The 20,442-nt window shown below is 69.2% G+C and carries 20 protein-coding genes; 6 read left to right on the top strand and 14 right to left on the bottom strand.

Annotated elements, in window-relative coordinates:
- Positions 1-5: 5 nt before the first annotated feature.
- The 5 genes from ABGB19_RS05735 to glpX all read right to left on the bottom strand — a co-directional run bounded on the left by ABGB19_RS05735 (position 6) and on the right by glpX (position 8,418).
- Positions 6-221, bottom strand: a complete 216-nt coding sequence (locus tag ABGB19_RS05735) for a hypothetical protein (protein ID WP_347684927.1) — start codon at positions 219-221, stop codon at positions 6-8.
- A gap of 83 nt (positions 222-304) precedes the next feature.
- On the bottom strand, positions 305-3,076 hold the full coding sequence (locus ABGB19_RS05730; protein ID WP_347684926.1) for an AAA family ATPase: 2,772 nt from the start codon (positions 3,074-3,076) through the stop codon (positions 305-307).
- 96 nt (positions 3,077-3,172) lie between these two features.
- The gene (locus tag ABGB19_RS05725; protein WP_347684925.1) at positions 3,173-5,926 is read right to left on the bottom strand and encodes an AAA family ATPase; all 2,754 of its coding nucleotides are present in this window, start codon (positions 5,924-5,926) and stop codon (positions 3,173-3,175) included.
- A gap of 18 nt (positions 5,927-5,944) precedes the next feature.
- The gene (locus ABGB19_RS05720; RefSeq protein WP_347684924.1) at positions 5,945-7,363 is read right to left on the bottom strand and encodes a class II fumarate hydratase; all 1,419 of its coding nucleotides are present in this window, start codon (positions 7,361-7,363) and stop codon (positions 5,945-5,947) included.
- Positions 7,364-7,389: 26 nt separating this feature from the next.
- The gene (glpX, locus tag ABGB19_RS05715; protein ID WP_347684923.1) at positions 7,390-8,418 is read right to left on the bottom strand and encodes a class II fructose-bisphosphatase; all 1,029 of its coding nucleotides are present in this window, start codon (positions 8,416-8,418) and stop codon (positions 7,390-7,392) included.
- Between the two features lie 53 nt (positions 8,419-8,471).
- Between glpX and ABGB19_RS05710 the strand changes: the two genes are divergently transcribed.
- Positions 8,472-9,119, top strand: coding sequence for a DUF4245 domain-containing protein (locus ABGB19_RS05710; RefSeq protein ID WP_347684922.1), 648 nt, complete (start codon positions 8,472-8,474; stop codon positions 9,117-9,119).
- 14 nt (positions 9,120-9,133) lie between these two features.
- Positions 9,134-9,961, top strand: coding sequence for a dienelactone hydrolase family protein (locus ABGB19_RS05705; protein WP_347684921.1), 828 nt, complete (start codon positions 9,134-9,136; stop codon positions 9,959-9,961).
- Here ABGB19_RS05705 and ABGB19_RS05700 read toward each other — a convergent pair.
- Genes ABGB19_RS05700 through ABGB19_RS05690 form a run of 3 tightly spaced genes read right to left on the bottom strand, consistent with a single transcriptional unit; the run spans position 9,942 to position 12,759 of the window.
- Complete coding sequence (locus ABGB19_RS05700) at positions 9,942-11,150, bottom strand: AI-2E family transporter (RefSeq protein WP_347684920.1); 1,209 nt, start codon at positions 11,148-11,150, stop codon at positions 9,942-9,944. The two genes, ABGB19_RS05705 and ABGB19_RS05700, sit on opposite strands and share 20 nt — an antisense overlap.
- Positions 11,151-11,161: 11 nt before the next feature.
- Complete coding sequence (locus ABGB19_RS05695; protein WP_347684919.1) at positions 11,162-11,989, bottom strand: SDR family oxidoreductase; 828 nt, start codon at positions 11,987-11,989, stop codon at positions 11,162-11,164.
- The gene (locus ABGB19_RS05690) at positions 11,986-12,759 is read right to left on the bottom strand and encodes an SDR family NAD(P)-dependent oxidoreductase (protein WP_347684918.1); all 774 of its coding nucleotides are present in this window, start codon (positions 12,757-12,759) and stop codon (positions 11,986-11,988) included. The genes ABGB19_RS05695 and ABGB19_RS05690 overlap by 4 nt, the downstream gene beginning before the upstream one ends.
- Positions 12,760-12,838: 79 nt before the next feature.
- Between ABGB19_RS05690 and ABGB19_RS05685 the strand changes: the two genes are divergently transcribed.
- On the top strand, positions 12,839-13,288 hold the full coding sequence (locus ABGB19_RS05685; protein ID WP_347685637.1) for an SRPBCC family protein: 450 nt from the start codon (positions 12,839-12,841) through the stop codon (positions 13,286-13,288).
- A gap of 99 nt (positions 13,289-13,387) precedes the next feature.
- Positions 13,388-13,912, top strand: coding sequence for a 2'-5' RNA ligase family protein (locus ABGB19_RS05680; RefSeq protein WP_347684917.1), 525 nt, complete (start codon positions 13,388-13,390; stop codon positions 13,910-13,912).
- Here ABGB19_RS05680 and ABGB19_RS05675 read toward each other — a convergent pair.
- Positions 13,887-14,627, bottom strand: a complete 741-nt coding sequence (locus ABGB19_RS05675) for an alpha/beta fold hydrolase (protein WP_347685636.1) — start codon at positions 14,625-14,627, stop codon at positions 13,887-13,889. The two genes, ABGB19_RS05680 and ABGB19_RS05675, sit on opposite strands and share 26 nt — an antisense overlap.
- A 49-nt stretch (positions 14,628-14,676) precedes the next feature.
- Between ABGB19_RS05675 and ABGB19_RS05670 the strand changes: the two genes are divergently transcribed.
- The gene (locus ABGB19_RS05670; RefSeq protein ID WP_347684916.1) at positions 14,677-14,955 is read left to right on the top strand and encodes a dsRBD fold-containing protein; all 279 of its coding nucleotides are present in this window, start codon (positions 14,677-14,679) and stop codon (positions 14,953-14,955) included.
- A 3-nt stretch (positions 14,956-14,958) separates the two neighbouring features.
- Here the strand turns inward: ABGB19_RS05670 and ABGB19_RS05665 are convergent, their stop codons facing one another.
- From ABGB19_RS05665 to ABGB19_RS05650, 4 genes are read right to left on the bottom strand one after another with little or no spacing between them, the layout of a single operon-like run.
- Complete coding sequence (locus ABGB19_RS05665) at positions 14,959-16,080, bottom strand: NAD-dependent epimerase/dehydratase family protein (protein ID WP_347684915.1); 1,122 nt, start codon at positions 16,078-16,080, stop codon at positions 14,959-14,961.
- Between the two features lie 51 nt (positions 16,081-16,131).
- Complete coding sequence (locus tag ABGB19_RS05660) at positions 16,132-16,344, bottom strand: exodeoxyribonuclease VII small subunit (RefSeq protein WP_347684914.1); 213 nt, start codon at positions 16,342-16,344, stop codon at positions 16,132-16,134.
- Positions 16,341-17,573, bottom strand: a complete 1,233-nt coding sequence (gene xseA, locus ABGB19_RS05655; protein WP_347684913.1) for an exodeoxyribonuclease VII large subunit — start codon at positions 17,571-17,573, stop codon at positions 16,341-16,343. The genes ABGB19_RS05660 and xseA overlap by 4 nt, the downstream gene beginning before the upstream one ends.
- A gap of 21 nt (positions 17,574-17,594) precedes the next feature.
- Positions 17,595-18,155 (bottom strand): lipid droplet-associated protein, encoded by a 561-nt coding sequence (locus tag ABGB19_RS05650; RefSeq protein WP_347684912.1) that lies wholly within the window; start codon positions 18,153-18,155, stop codon positions 17,595-17,597.
- Positions 18,156-18,230: 75 nt separating this feature from the next.
- On the opposite strand from ABGB19_RS05650, the gene ABGB19_RS05645 reads away from it, so the two are divergent.
- The gene (locus ABGB19_RS05645; protein ID WP_347684911.1) at positions 18,231-19,232 is read left to right on the top strand and encodes a 4-hydroxy-3-methylbut-2-enyl diphosphate reductase; all 1,002 of its coding nucleotides are present in this window, start codon (positions 18,231-18,233) and stop codon (positions 19,230-19,232) included.
- 28 nt (positions 19,233-19,260) lie between these two features.
- Here the strand turns inward: ABGB19_RS05645 and ABGB19_RS05640 are convergent, their stop codons facing one another.
- The gene (locus tag ABGB19_RS05640; protein WP_347684910.1) at positions 19,261-20,370 is read right to left on the bottom strand and encodes a DUF6542 domain-containing protein; all 1,110 of its coding nucleotides are present in this window, start codon (positions 20,368-20,370) and stop codon (positions 19,261-19,263) included.
- Positions 20,371-20,442: the final 72 nt, after the last annotated feature.

Raw genomic sequence — 20,442 nt, 5'->3', positions numbered from 1 at the left:
TGCGCCTAGACGCGGCGACCGCCGCGCATCAGGTACCAGCCCGCGGCCGCGGCGCCGCCCAGTGCGACCACCCTGTCCGCGCGATCACCCCTGGGAAGATCGAGCAGCGAGACCAGACCCAGAACCGCGAATCCGGTCCGCAGCGCCGGCTGGCTGGGGGTCGTCGTGACCAGAGCGGGGCTCGGGTCGGTCAGGGTCACGGGGGCGGGCTCGGTGCGCACCGGTCCTCCTGTCGATGACGTTTCAGTGGGCAGCGACTCGAACGGTAGTTGTCCGAGCACCCGTTGGGGAATAGGGGATTTCCCTACGGCTGGCACTCCTCGGCCCGCCCGATGTGACGGCCCAGCTCGGCCCGCGACTTGATGCCGAGTTTGCGGTAGATGCGGGCGAGGTTCGCCTCCACCGTCTTCGGGCTGATGAACAGAGCGGTGGCCACGTCGCGGTTCTTCATGCCCGATGCGGTGAGCTCGGCGACCCGCCGCTCGGTCGGTGTGAGCTCGCCGGTGCGGCGGGGGCTGACGTTCGCGCGGGCCAGTTCGGTGCGGGCGCGGGCCGCCCACAGCGGGATGGAGAGCCGCTCGAAGGTGTCCAGGGCCTCCTGCAGGTGCGCCGACGCCGACTCCTTCTTGCGCTGCCGGCGTTCGAGCTGGCCGAGCAGCAGCTGGGTCCTGGCGCGCTCGAATGGCATGGGCAGGTCCGCGTGCGCGGCCATCGCCCGCACCGCGGCGGTGTGTGCGGCATCGAGGTCGCCACGGGCCGCCAGCAGCATGGCGCGGCAGCGTGCGCCCACCGCCAGCATCCACCGGCGGTTCAGCCTGCGGCCATTGCGTTCCAGCGCGGTGATCAGCGGCTCGGCCTCGGCGAGCCGATCGAGCTGCATCAGTGCCTCCGTGGCATCGGGCAGGTAGGCGGCGTTGGGCAGTTCGGTCGGCGTCGACGCCGGGTCGAACTCGGCCAGCATCGGCTGCACCGCGGCGAGCGCGGCGTCGTAGTTGCCCAGCGACACCTCGAGGAAGGCCTGCGCCGCGAGGACCCGCTCGGCCAACCGGAAAGTGCCGGTGGGCCTGCCCTTTTCGAGTGCCTTCTCGATGGCGTGGCGCGCGGCGGCCTCTTGGCCCGCGTAAGCGGTCAGCTGCGCACGCAGACTCTGGGTGAGGAACTGCGGGGTGTGACCGCCGAGTTGGCGCGCCTCCTCGAACGCATCGTCGGCGACGAGGTTGGCCCGCAGGAAGTCGCCACGCCAGATCGCGCTGATCACGATGTGCTGACAGATGACGACGTGCTCGCCCTCCTCACCCTTCTCCAGGCACCGCGCGCGGATCTTGTCCAACGCGTCGCGGGCCTCGTCCAACCGGCCCGTCCACTCCAGCAGCAGTGCGTGCTGCACGCTGGGACGAAACACCAACGGGGTGTTGGCTTCCGGATCCTCCAGCTCCAGCGCGCGGTGCAGCAGGTCCTCGTCGTAACCCTGGCCCGCGGCGAACCGCATGGTGACCATCATCCCCAGCGCCATGCTCAGCAGGTGCGGGTTGTCGAGCGTCCCGGCGATGGCCACCGCCTGCTCGGCCGTCGTGACGGCCTCGGCCACCTGGTTGGCGTGGTGCAGCGAGTAGGCCAGCGTGATCAGGATCTGCACCCGCAACGCGTGGTTTTCGCGCACCTCGTCCAGCGCGTCGCGCAACAACCGGGTGGTCTCGAAGAAGCCCTCGCTGTAGAGGCGCACGACCGCCAGGCGGCTCAACGCCTCCGCACGCAGGTCGCCCGAGGGCAGCTCCTCGATCGTCTCCTCCAGTATCGCGGCCGCACGCTCGGCGTCGCCCGCGTCGAAATGGTGCAGCGCAGAACGGAGTCGGCGCTGCGGACTGTCACCGCCGAGGCCGATCGCCAGGTCCATCAGTTCGGCGGCGGCCGCGGGTGCACCGCGCATCCGCGCCGATTCGGCAGCCGTGTCGAGCGCCCGCAGCGTGAGCGGATCGCCGCGGGTGGCGGCCAACGCCAGATGCCGGGCCCGCAGTTCGGGCTCGTCGACGATCTCGGCGAGCCGGCGGTGCATCGACCGCCGGCGTCCGGGGGCGGCCTGGGTGTAGACGCCGCGCGCCAGCAGGGGATGGGCGAACTGGATGCGGTTGCCGTCGATCGCGATGATGCCTTTGCTCTCGGCGGTCTCGAGCAATTCGACGAGTCGGTCGTCGTCACTGCTGGTGGCGCTGCACACCAGGTCGACCGTTGGCGCGGCCAGGCACGACGCCGCGAGCAGCGCGTCGTGCACGTCGGTGTCCAGGCTGCCGATCCTGGTGCGCACCACCTCGGTCAGGGTGCGCGGCAGCGACGTCTCGGTGCCCAACGAGCTTTCGTCGATGGCGCGCGCCAATTCGATTGCGTAGAAGGGGTTTCCGCCGGAAACCTGGTGGATGCGGCCGATGGCCGGACGGGAGAAGGGCCGCCTTAGCCGCGACGACACCGCGATGTGCAGGTCGGCAAGGGTCAACGGGTTCAACCGGATCCGGTTGACCGCCTCGGGTCGCGGCATCTGCAACCAGCCCGCGGCCGCGCCCTCGCCGGGTTCCGCGCGGACGCTGGCCAGCACGCCCGTCGGACCGCCGAGCCGGCGGGCGGCGAACGCGAGGACATGCAGGCTCGACGGGTCGAGCCACTGCAGGTCGTCGATTGCCAACAACACCGGGCCTTCGTCGGACAGGCGGTCGATCACCGACAGGAAAGCCGCAGCAACGGCGCGCTGGTCGGTGACGACGTCGTTGTCGGCCCGCAGCAGAACCTGGTCCACCGCGAGAAGCTGAGGGGTTGGCAGGTCGGCCCAGGCGCGGGCGTCGACTTCGTCGAGCAGGTCGGCCAGCGCGGTGTAGGCCAGGACGGACTCGGCGGCTGCCGCGCGCGTGGACAGCACGCGGAACCCGCGCTCGGCCGCACGTTCCAGCGCAGCTAACCACAGGGTGGTCTTACCTATCCCCGGTTCACCCTCGATCAGCAATGCCGATGGCCCCCCGGTCACCGAGTCCAGAAAACCCCGGACCGCACGCTGATGCGTCGAATCGTGCACGACGACTTCCCCCGCCATGTACTACAGAGTCTCAGCTCCCCGCAGCAAACATCATTGTTTGGCTGTACTGATGCCATCCCCGAGCGTGCCATCCCCGAACGACGGCTAACCCTCCTATACCCGCCCCACAGGCGGGTTATTCATCCGTTGTCCCAGCTCAGCGCGCGATCGGATGCCGAGCTTGCGGTACGCCCGCGCCAGGATGGCCTCGACGGTCTTCGCGCTGAGGAAGAGTTCGCTCGCGACGTCACGGTTGGTCATGCCTGAGGCTGCCAGCTCGGCGACCCGTGACTCCGCGGCGGTCAACACGCTCGATTCTGGTGCAGCGTCGTCGCTGAGCTCGGCGCGCGTGCGGTCCGCCCACCGCGTCGTGCCGAGCCGTTCGAACGTGGCCAGGGCCTCGCGCAAGGTGGCCGCGGCGGCCCGGTCACGCGCGCGCCGCTGCAGCTGACCGAGCAATAGCTGGCTGCGGGCCCGCTCGAACGGCATCGGCAGCCGGTCGTGGTGTGCCATCGCCTGCCGCGCCGCGACCACTGCTGCATCGAGGTCACCGCTGGATGCCGACACCATTGCGCGGCACCGTCCCTGGATCGCCAGCATCCACGCCCGTCCGAGTCGCTGGCCGTTGTTCTCAACGGCGGCGATCAGCGGTTTGGCCTCGTCGGCTCGGTTCAAGGCGATCAGCGATTCGACGGCGTCCGGCACGAACGACGCCGCAAAGATCTCGGTGTTATCGGGCGCGGCTGTCAGCGTGGTGAGCAGGGGTTCGAGCACAGTCAGGGCCGCGCTGTAGTGGCCCAACGAGGTTTCCAGGAAACCGAGTGCCGTCAGCGCCCAGTCGCCGTGCCATGACGTGTCCGTACGCTTGCTCGCGTCGATCGCGTCGCCGACGTCGCCGCGGGCGTCGTCCTCGGAGGCGCAGTAGGCGGCGAGGGTGGCGCGCATCACGAGGCTCAGCATGACCGGGAACTCACCGCCGAGTTGCTGTGCCAAATCCGCCGCCGCCCGGCAGATCCGCTCGGCTTCGCCGAAATCGGCACGCCAGATGCGGTTCAGAGCAGCCTGGAACATGACGAAGATCAGTTCACCCTCTTCGCCGCGGTCGCGGCAATGACGCTGGATCGCCTTCAGCCGCCAGTAGGCCTCGTCGAGATCGCCCACCCACCCGGACTGTAGGGCGTGCAGCACGCTCGGCCGCAGCAGGATCGGTGCGGGTTCGTCGGCATCTTCCAACTCGGCGGAGCGCCGCAGGCCGGCTTCGTCCAGGCCACTGCCGCGCAGGAAGTGCAACATCGCCCGTACGGCAAGCGCTTGACTGAGAAGGCTTGGCGTGCCGACTTTTTCGGCGAGTACTACTGCCTGTTCGGCGCGGGCCCAAGCCGCGTCGGTTTCCCCGGTATTGAACAGCGCGTAGGCAGCGGCGGTGAGCATGCTGACCCGGGTGGCCGGCTCGGGCTGGTCTTCGGTCAAGCCGCGCTCCAGCAGGTGCGCACCGTCGACGTAACCCTCGTCCATGAACAGCACCATCGCCAATGCGTAGCGCGTTTCGGCGCGCAGCGGACCCGGGCGGAGTTCGGTGATCGCGCGCTCCAGCACCGCTTTGGCGCGTTGCGGATCACCAGAGTCGAAACAATGTTTGGCCAAGCGAATCTGGCGCTCACCGGTCGTTCCGCCGACGGCGATCGCCATTTCCATCAGTTCGGCCGCTGCGGTCGGCGCCCCACGGGCCTGCGCGGCCGCCGCGGCGCTCTCGAGCGCCGTCACCGTGGTGCCGTCGCCCGCTTCGGCCGCCAGGGCCAGATGTCGTGCCCGCAACTCCGACTCTTCCAGTAAGCCGGATATCCGGCGGTGCATGTCGCGCCGCTGGTCGGCCGTGGCACCGGTGTATACGCCGGTGGCCAACAACGGGTGCGCGAAGCGAATGCGGTTGCCCTCGATACCGATGATGCCCTGCTGCTCGGCGGACTCGAGGAGTTCGATCACCCGGTCGTGCTCGCGGTCGACGGCGGCGGCGACCAAGTCGACAGTCGGTGCGTCGACCGACGCGGCTGCGAGTAGAGGGCCGAGCGCTTCTGGGTCTAGGCCGTCGATCCTCGCCTGGACCACGCCGGCGAGAGTGTGCGGCAGCGGGCTGTCCACGCTGCCGTCGGCGACGCGAGCGAGTTCGATCGCGTAGAACGGGTTACCACCGGAGATCTGGAAGATGCGCGACATTTGGGTCCGTGGCACCGGCCGGCCGAGATGCGCCTTCAGCACGGCATGCAGGTCACGGGACGACAACGGCTGCAACGTGATCCGATCCACCGCATCGGGCCTTCGCATCTGCAGCCACGCGGCGCCGTCGTCGGCGGCGGCTTCGGTGCGTACGGTCCCGAGGATGCCGACCGGCGTCGACAACCGCCGTGTCGTGTAGGACAGTACGCGGGCGCTGGACGGGTCCACCCACTGCAGATCGTCTATGGCCAGCAGCACCGGCTGGGCTTCGGCCAAGCGCTCGATGATCGACAGGGACGCCGCCGCAACGGCTCGCTGCCCGGTGGGCGCCGCGCCGGAGCGGTCGCCGCGCTGGAGCCGTTGGACCGCGACGCGCTGTGGCGCTGGAAGTTCGGCCACGGCGGCCGAATCCGCCTCGGTCAGCAGGTCGGCCAGGGTCGAGTAAGCGAGGACGGACTCCGCGTTGGACGTCCACGCCGACAGGACCCGGAAGCCACGGCGACGTGCGCGCTCGAGGGCGGTGTGCCACAACGCGGTCTTGCCGATGCCCGCATCGCCTTCGATCACCAGGGCCGACGGCGTTTGCGATGCGCTTTCCAAGAACTCCGCGACCGCGGACTCTTCCCTTGCGCGGGTCGCGATATATGCGGGCATGGCGATGTGCTGTCCGCCCTAGACGTCTCCGTCGCGGACTTTGGCCATGGCCAGCACGTCCAGACGCCGGTCAAGTTCCTCCTCCGACAGCTTGTCGCCGATCAGCCCCCGGTCGATGACCGTCTGCCGGATGGTCTTCTTCTCCTTGAGCGCCTGCTTGGCCACCGCCGCGGCCTCCTCGTAGCCGATCGCCGAGTTCAGTGGCGTCACGATCGACGGCGAAGACTCGGCCAGCTCGCGCAGCCGGTCCTCGTTCGCGACGAGGCCGTCGATGCACCGCTCGGCGAACAGCCTCGAGGCGTTGGCCAGGATCTTGAACGACTCGAGGATGTTGCGGGCCATCATCGGGATGTAGACGTTGAGCTCGAATGCGCCGTTGCCGCCGCCCCACACGATCGCGGCGTCGTTGCCGATCACCTGCGCGGCGACCTGCGTGACGGCTTCGGGAATGACGGGATTGACCTTGCCCGGCATGATCGAGCTGCCCGGCTGCAGATCCGGCAGCTGCAGCTCGCCGAGCCCGGTGAGCGGGCCCGAGCCCATCCACCGGATGTCGTTGGCGATCTTGGTCAGCGAGACGGCGATGGTGCGCAGCGCACCGGACGCCTCGACCAGCCCGTCCCGAGCGGCCTGGGCCTCGAAATGGTCTGCCGCGACGCGCAGTTCGGCCACCCCGGTCTGTTCGGTGAGCACGGCGACGACGCGCTCGTCGAAGTCGTCGGGCGCGTTCAGGCCGGTGCCCACCGCGGTGCCGCCGATGGCTAGTTCACCGAGCCGGGGGAGACACGCGCGAATCCGTTCGATGCCGGCCTCGACCTGGCGGGCGTAGCCGCCGAACTCCTGGCCCAGCGTCACCGGGACGGCGTCCATCAGGTGGGTGCGGCCGGATTTGACCACCGTGCGCCACTGGCGGGCCTTGGCCTGCAGCGACTCGTGCAGTACCTCCAGCGCCGGAATCAGTTGCCGCACCGCGGCTTCGGTCGCCGCAATGTGCGTCGCGGTGGGGAAGGTGTCGTTGGACGACTGCGACATGTTGACGTCGTCGTTGGGGTGCACCGTCACGCCGTTGCGCGCCGCGATGCCGGCGATCACCTCGTTGGTGTTCATGTTCGAACTGGTGCCCGAACCGGTCTGGAAGACGTCGATGGGGAACTGGTCGTCGTGCAGGCCGTCGGCGATCTCACCGGCCGCCGCGATGATCGCGTCGGCCTTGGCCGGGTCGAGCAGGCCGAGGTCCTTGTTCACCTGCGCGCAGGCGCCCTTCAGCAGGCCCAGCGCCCGGATCTGGGCGCGCTCGAGGCCGCGCCCGGAGATCGGGAAGTTCTCGACCGCGCGCTGTGTCTGCGCGCGCCACAGCGCGTTGACCGGCACCCGGACCTCGCCCATGGTGTCGTGCTCGATGCGGTACTCGACGTCCTGAGACGACTCGACGCTCAATTTTCGCCCTTCGTTGGTTCGGTGAGTTACGGCAGCGGGTAGACGGCGTTGCTGTCGCCGGTGAAGTCGATCGCGGAGTACTCGTTCAGCTTCGAGAGCCGGTGGTAGGCCTCGATCATCCGCACGGTGCCCGACTTGCTGCGCATGACGATGGACTGGGTCGTGCAGCCGCCGCCATAGAAGTGCACGCCCTTGAGCAGGTCACCGTCGGTGACGCCGGTCGCGCAGAAGAACACGTTGTCGCCGGACACCAGGTCCTCGGTGAACAGCACCTGGTCGAGGTTCAGGCCCTTGTCGATCGCCTTCTGGCGCTCCTCGTCGTCCTTCGGTGCCAGCTGGCCCTGGATGGCGCCGCCCATGCAGCGGATCGCGGCCGCGGCGATGATGCCCTCGGGGGTGCCGCCGATGCCGACGAGCAGATCGGTGCTGGTGTTCGGCCGGCATGCCGAGATGGCGCCGGCCACATCGCCGTCGGAGATCAGCCGGCATCGGGCGCCGGCTTCGCGCACGTCGCGGATCAGCTGCTCGTGGCGGGGCCGGTCCAGGACACAAACGGTCAGATCGGCCACCGAGACGTTCTTGGCCTTGGCGACCCGGCGGATGTTCTCGCCGATCGGGGCGGTGATGTCGATGGCGTCCACGGCGTCGGGACCCACGGCGATCTTGTTCATGTAGAACACCGCGGACGGGTCGTACATGGTGCCGCGTTCCGAGACGGCCAGCACGGAGATCGCGTTGGACAGGCCCTTGCTCATCAGCGTGGTGCCGTCAATCGGGTCGACGGCGAAGTCGCACTCCGGCCCGTCGCCGTTGCCGACTTCCTCGCCGTTGTAGAGCATCGGCGCGTTGTCCTTCTCGCCCTCGCCGATCACCACGACGCCGCGCATCGACACCGAGTTCACCAGCTCGCGCATGGCGTCGACGGCCGCGCCGTCGCCGCCCTCCTTATCGCCGCGGCCTACCCAGCGGCCGGCCGCCATGGCACCGGCTTCGGTGACTCTGACCAGTTCAAGGGCGAGATTTCGGTCGGGAGCTTCCCCGCGGCTCGGCGTCATGGGCAGATTGTCCCACTAGCGGGCCCGCCTGCGGGAGCTGGGATACTGGCGATGTGACGACGGAACCCCAGCCCGCTCCCAGGCCCGCCAAGTCGCGGCTGCTGCAGGACGGCCGCGACATGTTCTGGTCGATGGCACCGCTGGTGCTGGCCTGCATCGTGCTGGCCGGGCTGCTGGGCATGTGCTCGTTTCAGGCCACCGGGCCGGGCGAGGGCCCTCCACCGGACTACGACGCCCCGGCGGCGCTGCAGGCCGACGCGGACGCGCTGAAGATCCCGATCCGGGTGCCGAAACTCCCCGACGGATGGCGGTCCAATTCGGGCAGCCGCAAGGGCATCGACGGTGGCCGCACCGACCCCGCGTCGGGTCAGGCTCAGCGCGCGGTCAGCTCCACCGTCGGCTACCTGACGCCCGGCGGGATGTACCTGGGCCTGACGCAGAGCAACGCCGACGAGGACAAGTTGGTCGGCTCGCTCAACCCCGACGTGGTGCCGACCGGCGTCCAGGACATCGGCGGGGTCCGGTGGGTGGTCTACGAGGGCGGCGACGACGAGGGCAGGCCGGCCGAACCGGTGTGGACGACGCGGCTGGCCGGCCCGACCGGACCGGCCCAGATCGCGTTGACCGGTGCCGCGGGTACCGACGAGTACCGTACGCTGGCGACGGCGACGCAGACCGCCTCGCCGCTGCCCGTCGAGTAACGACGAGAGGTGCCATGACCGTGCCCGACCCCAACGTCGCCGGCCGCGCGGCTCCGGAAGCCGACCTCAGCGGATGGACCGTGGCGCCGTTCTCCGCCTCCGGCTACACCCACGACGTCTATCGCAAGGGTGAGGGCCCCGGCGTCGTCCTCATTCCCGAGATGCCAGGAGCGCATCCCGGTGTGCTGGCGCTCGGCAATCATCTCGTGGCCAACGGGTTCACCGTCGCCATCCCGTCACTGTTCGGCACGCCGGGCGCACCAGCAATGCGGCCAGGAGCGGTGCCGGTGATGCTGCGTGGCTGTGTGGCAAGGGAATTCGCGGCGTTCGCGACGAACGCCGACAGGCCGGTCGCGCATTATCTGCGGGCGCTGGCCCGCGACCTGAACGAGCAGACGCCGGGCAAGGGCGTCGGGGTGATCGGGCAGTGCTTCACCGGCGGTTTCGCGCTGGCCGCGGCCGTCGACGACAGCGTGCTCGCACCGGTGCTGAGCCAGCCGTCGCTGCCGTTGCCGCTGACCCCCGGGCAGCGCCGGGATCCGGGGCTGTCCGACGCCGAGTTGAAGATCGTCGAGCGTCGCGCCGAGGGCGGCGGGCTGTGCGCGCTGGGCCTGCGGTTCACCGAAGACCCGTTGGTTCCGGCGCAGCGGTTCCAGACGCTCAAGGACCGGCTCGGCGACGCGTTCGAGGTCATCGAGATCGACTCGCGCAAGGGCAACGAGCACGGGTTCACCAAGATGGCCCACTCGGTGTTGACCCTCGAACTGCGCGAGCGGGAGGGCCATCCCACCGACGTCGCACTCAAACGCGTCGTGGCTTTTCTCAGGGAGCGGCTGACGTAGGTTCGTCCTCGGTTTCTTCGGACTGCGGCTTGTCCGCCTTCTCCTCGCGCGCCTCCTTGATGCGACGGCCCAACCACCAGAACGGGTTTCGCTTCTTGGGCTTCTCGTCGCCTGCGTCGTGCCGCTGCATCGGCACCCCCTTGTAGACGGACAGGTAGACGCTGATCGTGGTCACGATGACGATCATCAACACCGGGCCGATCACGATGCCCCACGCGCCGAACATGCTGATTCCGGCGAACACCGCGAGCAGCATCAGCGCCGAGTCCAGGCGCGCTTCGCGCGGCACCAGGATGGGCCGCAGGAAATTATCGATGTTGGTGACCACGATGATGTGGAAGACGATCACGAACACGCCGCCGAACACGTTGCCGAACAGGATCATTCCGATCCCGAACGGGATCGTGATGATGCCGCTGCCGAGCGGGATGACCGACAGCGCGGACAGCAGCACCGCGAACAGGAAGAAGCCTTGGTGGAAGCCGGCGATGTAGATCGACGCCGCGCCTGCGACGCCCTGGCACACGGCGATGACGAACTGGCCGAACACGGTGCCCTTGACCATCGCGCCCATCTTGCCCATGTAGAGGTCGGTGACCTCCTCGCCGAGAGGGTTGAGCTGACGAATCAGCGTGACCACGCGCTCGCGGTTGACCAGCAGCGAGATGAACACGTACAGAAACAGAATCAGCGCCGTGATCACACCGAACGCCCCGCCCGCGGCGCCCTGCAGCAGTCCGAGCAGCCACTGGCCGGCCTCCTGGGCGACCCTCGTCATCGTGCCCTGCAGCGACTCCGGGGTGACGGTCGTGTCGACGTAGGGGACCCGGGCCAGCAGCTCGTTGACGAACTGCAGCGCCCGATTGCCCAGCGCCGACAGGTCGGTGCGCGCGACCCAGTCGGCTACCCGCTCGACCATGGTGGTGATCTGCACGACCGCCAGGAAGACGAACAGGCTCAGCGGCACGATCACCGCGGCGACCGCGGCCAGCAGCGTCAACGTGGCCGACAAGCCGGTGCCCATCCGCGTGTTCAGCTGCCGGTACAGCGGGGAGAACAGGTAGGCGAACACCGCGGCGACCACCACCAGGATGAAGTAGCCGCGCAGGAAGTACGCGCCGAACAGGATGGCGACCACGGTCGCGATCGCCAGCGCACGCTTCTGGGTCAGAGTGAATTCGGTATCCATCGCCGCTATGTCTACAGCGTGCCGGCCCTCGGCTGCGCTTGTTTGGCCCTCTGGTCGGCGACGAAGCGCATGGAGACCCGGTTCATCAGTTTCGGCGCGAGGCGGGCGAACACCCACTGGGCATGGGCGATGCGCGGCTTCACCAGAATCGCCTTGTTCTTCTCGACGGCGCGCAGGATGTCGTCGGCGAGCCGGTCGGCGTCGTAGGGCTTGCCGCCCTGGGCGGGCAGGAAGTAGTCGCGGCCGACGAACCCGCCGATCGCGCCCTTGTCCAGGATCGGTGTTTCCACGGCGGCCGGGCAGACGACGAGCACGCCCACCCCGCGGGCGGCGGCCTCGGACCGCAGTGCCATCGACAGCCCGACGACGGCGTGCTTGGTCATCACGTAGCTGGTGACCTGTCCGGCGGCGGTGAGCCCGGCCATGGATGCGGTGTTCACGATGTGGCCGTGCCCCTGGCGCACCATCAGCGGGTAGGCGGCGGCCACTCCGTGCACCACGCCGCGGATGTTGACGTCGATGATGGCGTTCCACTGGTCCAGCGTCAGCAGTTCGGTATCGCCGCCCCAGACGATCCCGGCGTTGTTGAACATCACATCGAGTCGGCCGCTGCGGTTGACCACGTCGTCGACGACGGCCTGCACCGCGGCCGCATCCGTGACGTCGAGGCGTGCCGCACGGGCCCTGGCGCCGAGGGCGGCCGCCGTGCGTGCGGCGGCGTCACCGTCGATGTCGGTGCACACCACGTCGGCGCCCGCCGCCACCAGTGCGCGGCACAGCGCGGCGCCGATGCCCGAGCCGGCACCGGTCACGATCGCCTGCTTACCGTCGAAAGTCACTGCGTGTCCGCCAGTTTCATCACATGGCCCAGCACGTCGGGGTATTTCTTCAAATGTGCGCCGCCGTTGAGGTCGAGCACCTCACCGGTCAGCCAACCGGCCTTCGGCGAGCACAGGAACACCACCGCGTCGGCGATCTCCTCCGGTTGTCCCGCACGACCGAGGGCGGTGTTGTCGACGTAGTCCTCGACGAGGCCCGGGATGAGCGACGAACCCTCCGTCAGTGGCGTCTCGACGAAACCGGGAGAGACGGCGTTGACCCGGATGCCGCGGGGGCCCATCTCGAGCGCGGCGACCTGGGTCAGCATCGACAGCCCGGCCTTGGCCGAGCAGTAGGCGCTCATCCCCACCGCCGGTTGGCGTCCGTTCAGGGAGCTGATGGATACCAGCGACCCGCCTCGGCGTAGCACCTGGCCCGCGTACTTGGCGACGATGAACGCTCCGTTCAGGCAGACGTCGACGACAGACCGGAACTCCGCGACCGCCAGGTCGGTGATCAGGCCGAGGCTGCCGAAACCGGCGCAGTTGACCACGATGTCGAGTGGGCCCGTCTCGGTGAACAGGCGCTGCACGGATGCCTCGTCGGTGACGTCGACCTCGGCCGCGGTGTGCGGATCGCCGAGTTCGGCGGCGCGCTCCTGGGCGCCGTCGGCGTTGCGGTCGGCGAGCGTCACCCGGTCGCCCTCGGCGGCCAGCGCCCTGGCGGTCGCCCAGCCGATGCCCGACGCCGCGCCGATGACGACGGCGTGGCGGCCGCTACTGTTGTCCATCCGGTGAGCCCTTCGACGGCGAAGTAGAACGCGTTACAACCTAGCGCTTTGGCACACTCGACCGGTGAGCGATTTGACGATGTCCGAGTCGGTCCTCGTCGCGGCTTCCCCCGACGAGGTGTACGCGATGGTGTCCGATGTGACCCGCATGGGCGAGTGGAGCCCGATCTGCCGGGCGTGCTGGTGGGACGAGGGCGACGGGCCGCGCGTCGGCGCCTGGTTCACCGGACGCAACGAGACACCGGAGCGGACGTGGGAAACCCGCTCGCAGGTCGTCGCGTCCGACCCCGGCCGTGAGTTCGCGTGGGAGGTCAACGACGGCCGGGTGTACTGGGGCTACACGTTCGAACCGGTGGACGGCGGCACCCGGCTCACCGAGACGTGGAAGTTCCTGCCGAAGGGCATCGACGGCTTCCGCGAGCGGTTCGGCGATCAGGCTGGTGCCGAGATCGACAAGCGTCGCGACGCCGCGAGGAGCGGAATCCCGGCCACCCTCGCGGCGATCAAGAAGGCCGCCGAATCCGGCTGACGTCTACTTGCGCCGACTTCTGCACCGGGGTCGTCACTGCGCCGATTTCACGACCGCTGTGCAGATCTCGACGGCGAACCACGGCAATACAGTCGAACCATGGCACTCGCCGTCTGCCTGCTCTTCGACCGCCGATCCGAGCGGGCCGTTCGAGCGCTGTGGGACCGGCTCGAGGACGCAGGCGTGCCGAGCCTGCGCTCGCACACCCACGGCAGCCACCTGCCGCACCTGTCGTATGCGGTGCTGCGCGAATGGGACGACGCGGCGGTCGCCGATGCACTTGCCGGCATCGACGGCGGCGATCCGGTCGAGTTGACCTTCGACGGTATGGGTCTGTTCCGGCGCGGCCGGGTCTGGCTCGTCGCCGGCGTCAGCGCTCAGTTCGTGGCGCGCCAGCAGCGCGTCGTCGAGGCCGTCACCGCCGCGGGCGCCGACCTGCACAAGCACTACCGGCCGGGCATCTGGTTGCCGCACTGCTCGCTGGCTCCGCGAGCGACCCTGGCGCAGTTGCCTGCGGTGGCTGCGGCCGTGATGGATGTGCTGCCGCTGCGGGTTCGGATGGACCACGCGGCGTTGATCAACAGCGCCACAGGACAAGTCACCCCGCTGGCGATGTTGCCCTGACGTCGTCGACCGCGTCGACGTGCTCGCGCACCAGTGCCGGGAAGCGGCCCCGGTCGGGCCGGAAGATGTCGTGGGGCGAGTCGGCGAACACGTGCAGCCGCGCCGCCGGGAACAGGCGGTGGTAGCGGGCCCACGCGGCGTCGTCGATCAGCGGGCTGGTCGGGCTGCGTACCACCAGCAGCGGAGGCTGCCAGCGCGCGAGCGGTTCCCAGAACGACTGCGAGCGCGCGGCCAGGAAGGTGGCGACACCGGCGGCGCGGTCGAGCCGCTCGTGCACCGGGGTGCCGCGCCAGCGCCCGTCCAGCAGACGAACGAAGATCTCCTCCGGCAGCGTGATCTCCTGCGGAACGTAGTCGCCGATCGAGATCGAGCGGACCCGGGCCCGGTGCTCCAGCGCCCACGTCAGCGCATAGGCCGTGCCGCGCGAGAAGGTCACGATGTGCACCGGACCGTCGGTGACCGCATCGATCACGGCACCGACGTCACGGCCTAACGTCGTTGAGTCGTAACCGCTTTCGGGTGCACTGCTGCGCCCGTGTCCACGCAGCTCGACGACAACCGTCCGCCGGCCGAACAACGGCAGGATCTCGGCGTAGTCGTCGGCGAGGTCGGTCATGCCGGGCACGAAGACGACCGGTGCGCCGCGGTCGTCGCCGCCGGAGTCGAGGTAGTGCAGGCGTGCGTCACCGTTGGCTGTGAAACCCGTGCGAAGCATCGGCATGAGGAGGACGCTGGTAGCTAGGAGCTGACGGCTGGAGAGATTAATGTACGACAAGGTTCTGGACAACATCTGGCACATCGACGTCGAGTTCGCCGAGGATGACACGCACACCCACGCGACGGTGCGGGCCACCCGCGACAACGGTGAAACGGTGACCGCGCTGGGCGACGCCTACCGCAACCCCAAGGATTCGGTGCAGCCGCTGGTCGGCGAGGAGATCGCCGCCGCAAGGGGGTTGATCGCGCTCGGCGCCGAACTGCTCCAGCGCGCGTCCTCGCGTATCGAGCAGACCACACATCAGCCGGTCGAGTTGCGACGCTGAACGTCAGCCCTCCGGCGGAGTCGAGGTGACGCTGACGGCGGGTTCCTTCGGCGCGTTCTTCATCTGATCGAACAGGTCGACGTAGTAGGGCAGGCAGTGGTCCATCGCCTCGTGGGTGGTGAACAGCGGCCGGTATCCCAGGTCGCGCTCGGCCTTGGCGATGGAGAAGTAGTTGTCCAGGTAAAGCCGTTCCACGCCAAGTGGTTCGATCATCGGCTTGGGCAGGCCGAAGCGGAAGTGCAGCCACTGCCAGACGGTCATGACGAACCACACCAGCCGGCCAGGCACCCGGATCTTCGGATACTTCTGGCCGCACGCCTCCACAACGGGCCGGGAGAACTCGAACATGTTGATCGGCTCGCCGTCGTTGATGAAGTACGCCTGGCCCGGCGCAGTGCCACCGGGCACCAGGTGTTGCGCGGCCAGGATGAACCCATGGATCAGGTTGTGCACGTAGGAGTTGTCGAGCTTGACGTTCTTGCTGCCGACCAACACCTTGACGTGGCCGGCGAGCACGCTCTCGAACACCTTGCGGAACATGGTCTGGTCGCCGCGGCCCCAGATGCCGCTGGGCCGGATCGAACACGTCAGCAGCCCATCGACGCCGTTCTGCGAGAGCACGAACTTCTCGGCGACGACCTTGGTCTCGGTGTAAAGGTCGTTGAACCGCTCAGTGTAAGGCAGGGTTTCGTCGCCGCCCGCGATGCGCTTGCCGCCCATCACCACGCTGTTGGACGCGGTGTAGACGAAGCGCTGCGCGCCCGCGGCCCGTGCCGCCCGCACGAGGTTCTCGGTCCCGGTGACGTTGACCGCGAAACTGCGCTCCCGGGACTCCCTGCTCACGGCGCCCCCGCCCGTGAGGTCGATGATCGCGGCGGTGTGGAACACGGTGTCGATCCCGGCGACCGCGGCGGCGACCGTCTCGGGATCGCAGATGTCGCCCTCGAGCACCTCGAGGTGCGGATGCGCGGGCAGCGGAGACGGGGCACGGTCGAATGAGCGCACCTCGTGTCCGCGCTCGAGCAGTTCCGTCACCAGGTTGGCACCGACGAATCCGGACCCGCCCGTGACGAGCACCCGGCCCAGCGCGGCGGTCAGCGTTGAGTCACCCATGCCGTGCAGCATAACTGAAACGTGTTACAGTTTCGACCCCCTGACGCGAAGGTCGTTGCCGGATCAGCTTCCTTCGGGATCCTTGGCGGCCAGCGCATCCTCGACCCTCTTACGGGCTCCAGCTAAGTGTTCTTCGCAGCGTTTCGCGAGTTCCTCGCCTCGCTCCCACAGTTTCAGCGACGCATCGAGGTCCAGCCCGCCCTGTTCGAGCTGCTGAACGACGGAGACCAGCTCGTCGCGTGCTTCCTCGTAGCCTAATTCACTAATGGGCTTCACTGAGCTGTTCCTTCCGGCCCCTCGCTGACCGCCGTTATTGCGCCGTCGGCCACCCGCACCCGCAGTCGGGCACCCGCCGGGGCGTCGGCCGTCGTACGCAGCACGGCCCCGGTCGGCATGGTCTGCACCACGGCGTAGCCCCTCGCGAGGGTCGCCGCCGGCCCCAGTGTGGACAACCGGGCCGACAGATGGCCGATGCGGTCGGTCTCGACGGCCACCAACCGGGTGATGTCGCGTCGGGTCGCGGCGCGGGCGCGGTGGATCTCCTCGGACCGCGCGGCGATCGCGGTCAATGGCTGGGCCAGCACCGGCCTGGTGCGCAACTGGTCGATGATGCGTTCCTCGCGGTGCACCCAGTTGCGCAGCGCGCGGCCGCCGCGCCGGCACAAGTCGGTGATCAACGCCTGCTCGGCCGCCGCGTCGGGCACGATCCGCTTCGCGGCGTCCGTCGGTGTCGCGGCGCGCAGATCGGCGACGAGATCGCATAACGGGTTGTCCGGCTCGTGGCCGATCGCGCTGACCACCGGGGTGGTGCACTTGGCGATCTCCCGGCACAGCGTCTCGTCGGAGAACGGCAACAGGTCCTCGACACTGCCCCCACCGCGGGCGATCACGATGACGTCCACCTCGGGGTCGCCGTCGAGCTCGCGCAGCGCCTCGACCACCTGCGCGACGGTGTTGGCGCCCTGCACCGCGGTGTTGCGTATCGCGAAATGCACTGCGGGCCAGCGATCTCGAGCGACCGTGACGACGTCGTGTTCGGCGTGACTGGCGCGGCCGGTGATCAGCCCGACGGTGCGCGGGAGGAAGGGCAGCGGCCGCTTGAGCCGTGGGTCGAACAGGCCCTCGGCGTCGAGCAGGCGGCGCAGCCGCTCGATGCGGGCCAGCAGCTCACCGAGCCCGACGGCGCGGATCTCGTAGATGCGCAGGCTGAACGAGCCGTTACGGGTGTAGAACTGCGGCTTGCCGTGCATGAGCACCTGCGTGCCCTCGGTCAGCGGGACGGGCGCGTTGGCGACCAGATCGCGCGGACAGCTCACCGACAGCGACATATCGGCGGCGGGGTCGCGCAGCACCATCCATGCGGTGGACTGGCGCAGCTTCAGCTCGGTCAGCTGACCCTCCACCCACACGGTGCCGAGCCGGTCGATGTACTTCGCGACGCGGGTGGCGACGGCCCGCACCGGCCAGGGGTTGTCCGGGGACTTGCCCGGCTCCACGTCAGTCATCTGCCCGGCCCGCCGGGGTCGTCACTTCGCCGACGCGCGGGTGATCCTGTTGGCGAGCAGCGTCTGAAACGGCGCGCGTTGCTTGGTGGCCTCTTCGTAGGCCAACAGCGCTTCGAGGTCTGCGACCCGCAGCGTGTTCAGCCGCGCCCGCAGCTGAGCCAGCGTGAGCGACTCGTAGTCCAACTCGGTGACGATCTCGGGCGTCTCGGAAACGGCGGGGGCGTCGTCGTCCTGGCGCTCGGCGGGGGCCGCCGGCTCGCCGTTGCTGAAGAGCGCGAAGCGGCCCTCGGTCATGCGCTCGCCCTCGCCGATCGGCGTCACGGACGCACCGCCGTCGAGGTCCTCGTCGAAGGTGGCCCACTCGGGCTGCTCGTCTTTCGGCGGGAACAACGCCTCGAGCGTCTCGTCGCCCTTGATGACCAGGTCGGCGACGTCCTGCTGCATCTTCATCACGAGGTGCGCGACCTGACTGGCGATGGTCATCGGATACATCAGGATGGTCTGCGGAAGCTTGCGGGTTTCCTCGATGGCGGTCACCGCCGCGCCAACCAGCAGACGGACCCCATACGGTGCAGTAGCCATGGGCCCCAGCCTACGGGCGGCCTCTGCGCTGGTACGGCAGGGCCGAGGAACGGCACTGTGCGTACCCTGGGAGTCATGCCGCCGACTATCAACATGGGGATCCCGGGCGCCTCCAGCTCGGTCACCGGGGGTGTCACCGGCAAACGGGTGCTGCTCGCCGAGCCGCGCGGGTACTGCGCCGGGGTGGACCGTGCCGTCGAGACCGTGGAGCGCGCGCTGGAGAAGCACGGCGCCCCGGTCTACGTGCGCCACGAGATCGTGCACAACCGCCACGTCGTCGAGACGCTGGCCGAGGCGGGCGCCATCTTCGTCGACGAGACCGACGAGGTGCCCGAGGGCGCGATCGTGGTGTTCTCCGCCCACGGGGTCGCGCCGACGGTGCACGTCAACGCCAAGGAACGTGACCTCAAGGTCATCGACGCCACCTGCCCGCTGGTGACCAAGGTGCACAACGAGGCCAAGCGGTTCGCCCGCGACGACTACGACATCCTGCTGATCGGCCACGAGGGCCACGAGGAGGTCATCGGCACCGCGGGGGAGGCACCCGACCATGTTCAGCTCGTCGACGGCCCTGACGCGGTCGACGACGTGACCGTGCGCGACGAGAGCAAGGTCATCTGGCTGTCGCAGACCACGCTGAGCGTCGACGAGACGATGGAGACCGTGCGCCGGCTGCGCGAGAAGTTCCCCACGCTGCAGGATCCGCCCAGCGACGACATCTGCTACGCCACCCAGAACCGCCAGGTCGCGGTCAAGGCGATGGCGCCGGAGTGCGAGCTGGTGATCGTCGTGGGCTCGCGCAACTCGTCGAACTCGGTCCGCCTCGTCGAGGTGGCGCTGGGCGCCGGCTCCGATGCCGCCCACCTCGTCGACTACGCCGGCGACATCGATCCCGCGTGGCTCGACGGCGTGACGACGATCGGCGTCACGTCCGGAGCGTCGGTACCCGAGGTGCTGGTGCGCGGTGTCCTCGAGCGGCTCGCCGAGTACGGCTACGACACCGTCCAGCCCGTGACGACGGCCAACGAGACGCTGGTGTTCGCACTGCCGCGGGAGATCCGCCCCGCCCGCGCGTAGAAATTCTTCTTTCTGCCCGCTCGCGCTGCTAGATGTCGTACTCCCAGCTGTCGGCCTCGCGCGCCCGTGGGGTGCGGCGTCGCGTGCGGTACTCCGCGCGGTCCTCGTGCTCCTCGCCGCGGTAGCGCACCCGTGAGATCGGATGGTGCGTGCCGTTGCCGGTCCCGTTGCCAGTCCCGTTGCCAGCCCCGTTGCCGTTGCGGCCGTGGGGCTCTCGCGGCTGGATGTCGTAGTCGTCGAAGCGGCGGCGCCGTTCGGCGCGGTCGTAGCCGCTGCGCCGCTCGGACGGCGGTGGACCCGACTGGCGCGGCGGGCGGGGCCTGCGGCGCGGCTCGCGGGGTTCTCGCGGCTGGCGGGACTCGCGCGGTTCGGCCGACGACGGCTGTTGCCTGCCGCTGCGCGCCCGGCGCGGCCGTTCGGCAACGGGCTCGATGATCTCGGTCTCGGGCGGGCGGACGTGGCGCGACCGCGACGGCGTGCTGCGGCGGGCCGCGCGCTCACGCTCGCCGCGAGCCGACGTCGACCTGGTGGAGCGGGTCGGGCGGCCCTCGGAGGGGCGCCGGCGCCGCGGCGGTTCGACGACCTCCTGGTTGTCCTCGTCGTCGGTATCACGACTGAGCAGCGAGGAGATCTTGGCGGTCAACGCCGACGCGACGCTCGTCGTGGGCTCGTCCTCGTCGGTCGCCCGGGACACGCCGCGGCGGGCGGACACGCCGTAGTACCAGCGGAACATCCCGATCAGCAGCACGGCCGCCGACGTGAAGAACATCAGCGGGAAGCGCTCGATCAGCGGATACCCGCAGTTGATCAGGATGTCCCTGAGCCCGCTGGACTGAGCACCGGTGAACAAGAAGTACGCCGAGGGCACCGCGGCGAACAGGATCAGGGGTGGCTGGATGACCGCGGTGAACACCGCCGCCTGCCGGACGGCCAGCACGGCGCCGATGCAGCCGATCGCGTAGCACCCGGCGAAGACCATGCCCAGTTCTTTGCTGCCGGACCCCGCGTCGAACGCGAAGCCGATCGCCGTCGCAGTGATGGCGATGAGCACAGCACCCCACCACGGGACTCCCGGTAGGTTGGGATGCGCGGACCTGTGGTCGGCGGCCACCGCCGACCGTGCGCGCTGTGCTGACACAGGTAGACCGTACCGGCTTTCGCTGGAAAGGGCCGTCAGCGCGGTGCTGGCGCGCCCGTCACAGTCTCCTAG

Origin of the sequence: Mycobacterium sp. B14F4, from assembly GCF_039871645.1 — a bacterium.
In the GTDB taxonomy this organism is placed as follows: Bacteria; Actinomycetota; Actinomycetes; order Mycobacteriales; family Mycobacteriaceae; genus Mycobacterium.
This window is presented reverse-complemented; position numbering and strand designations above follow the sequence as displayed.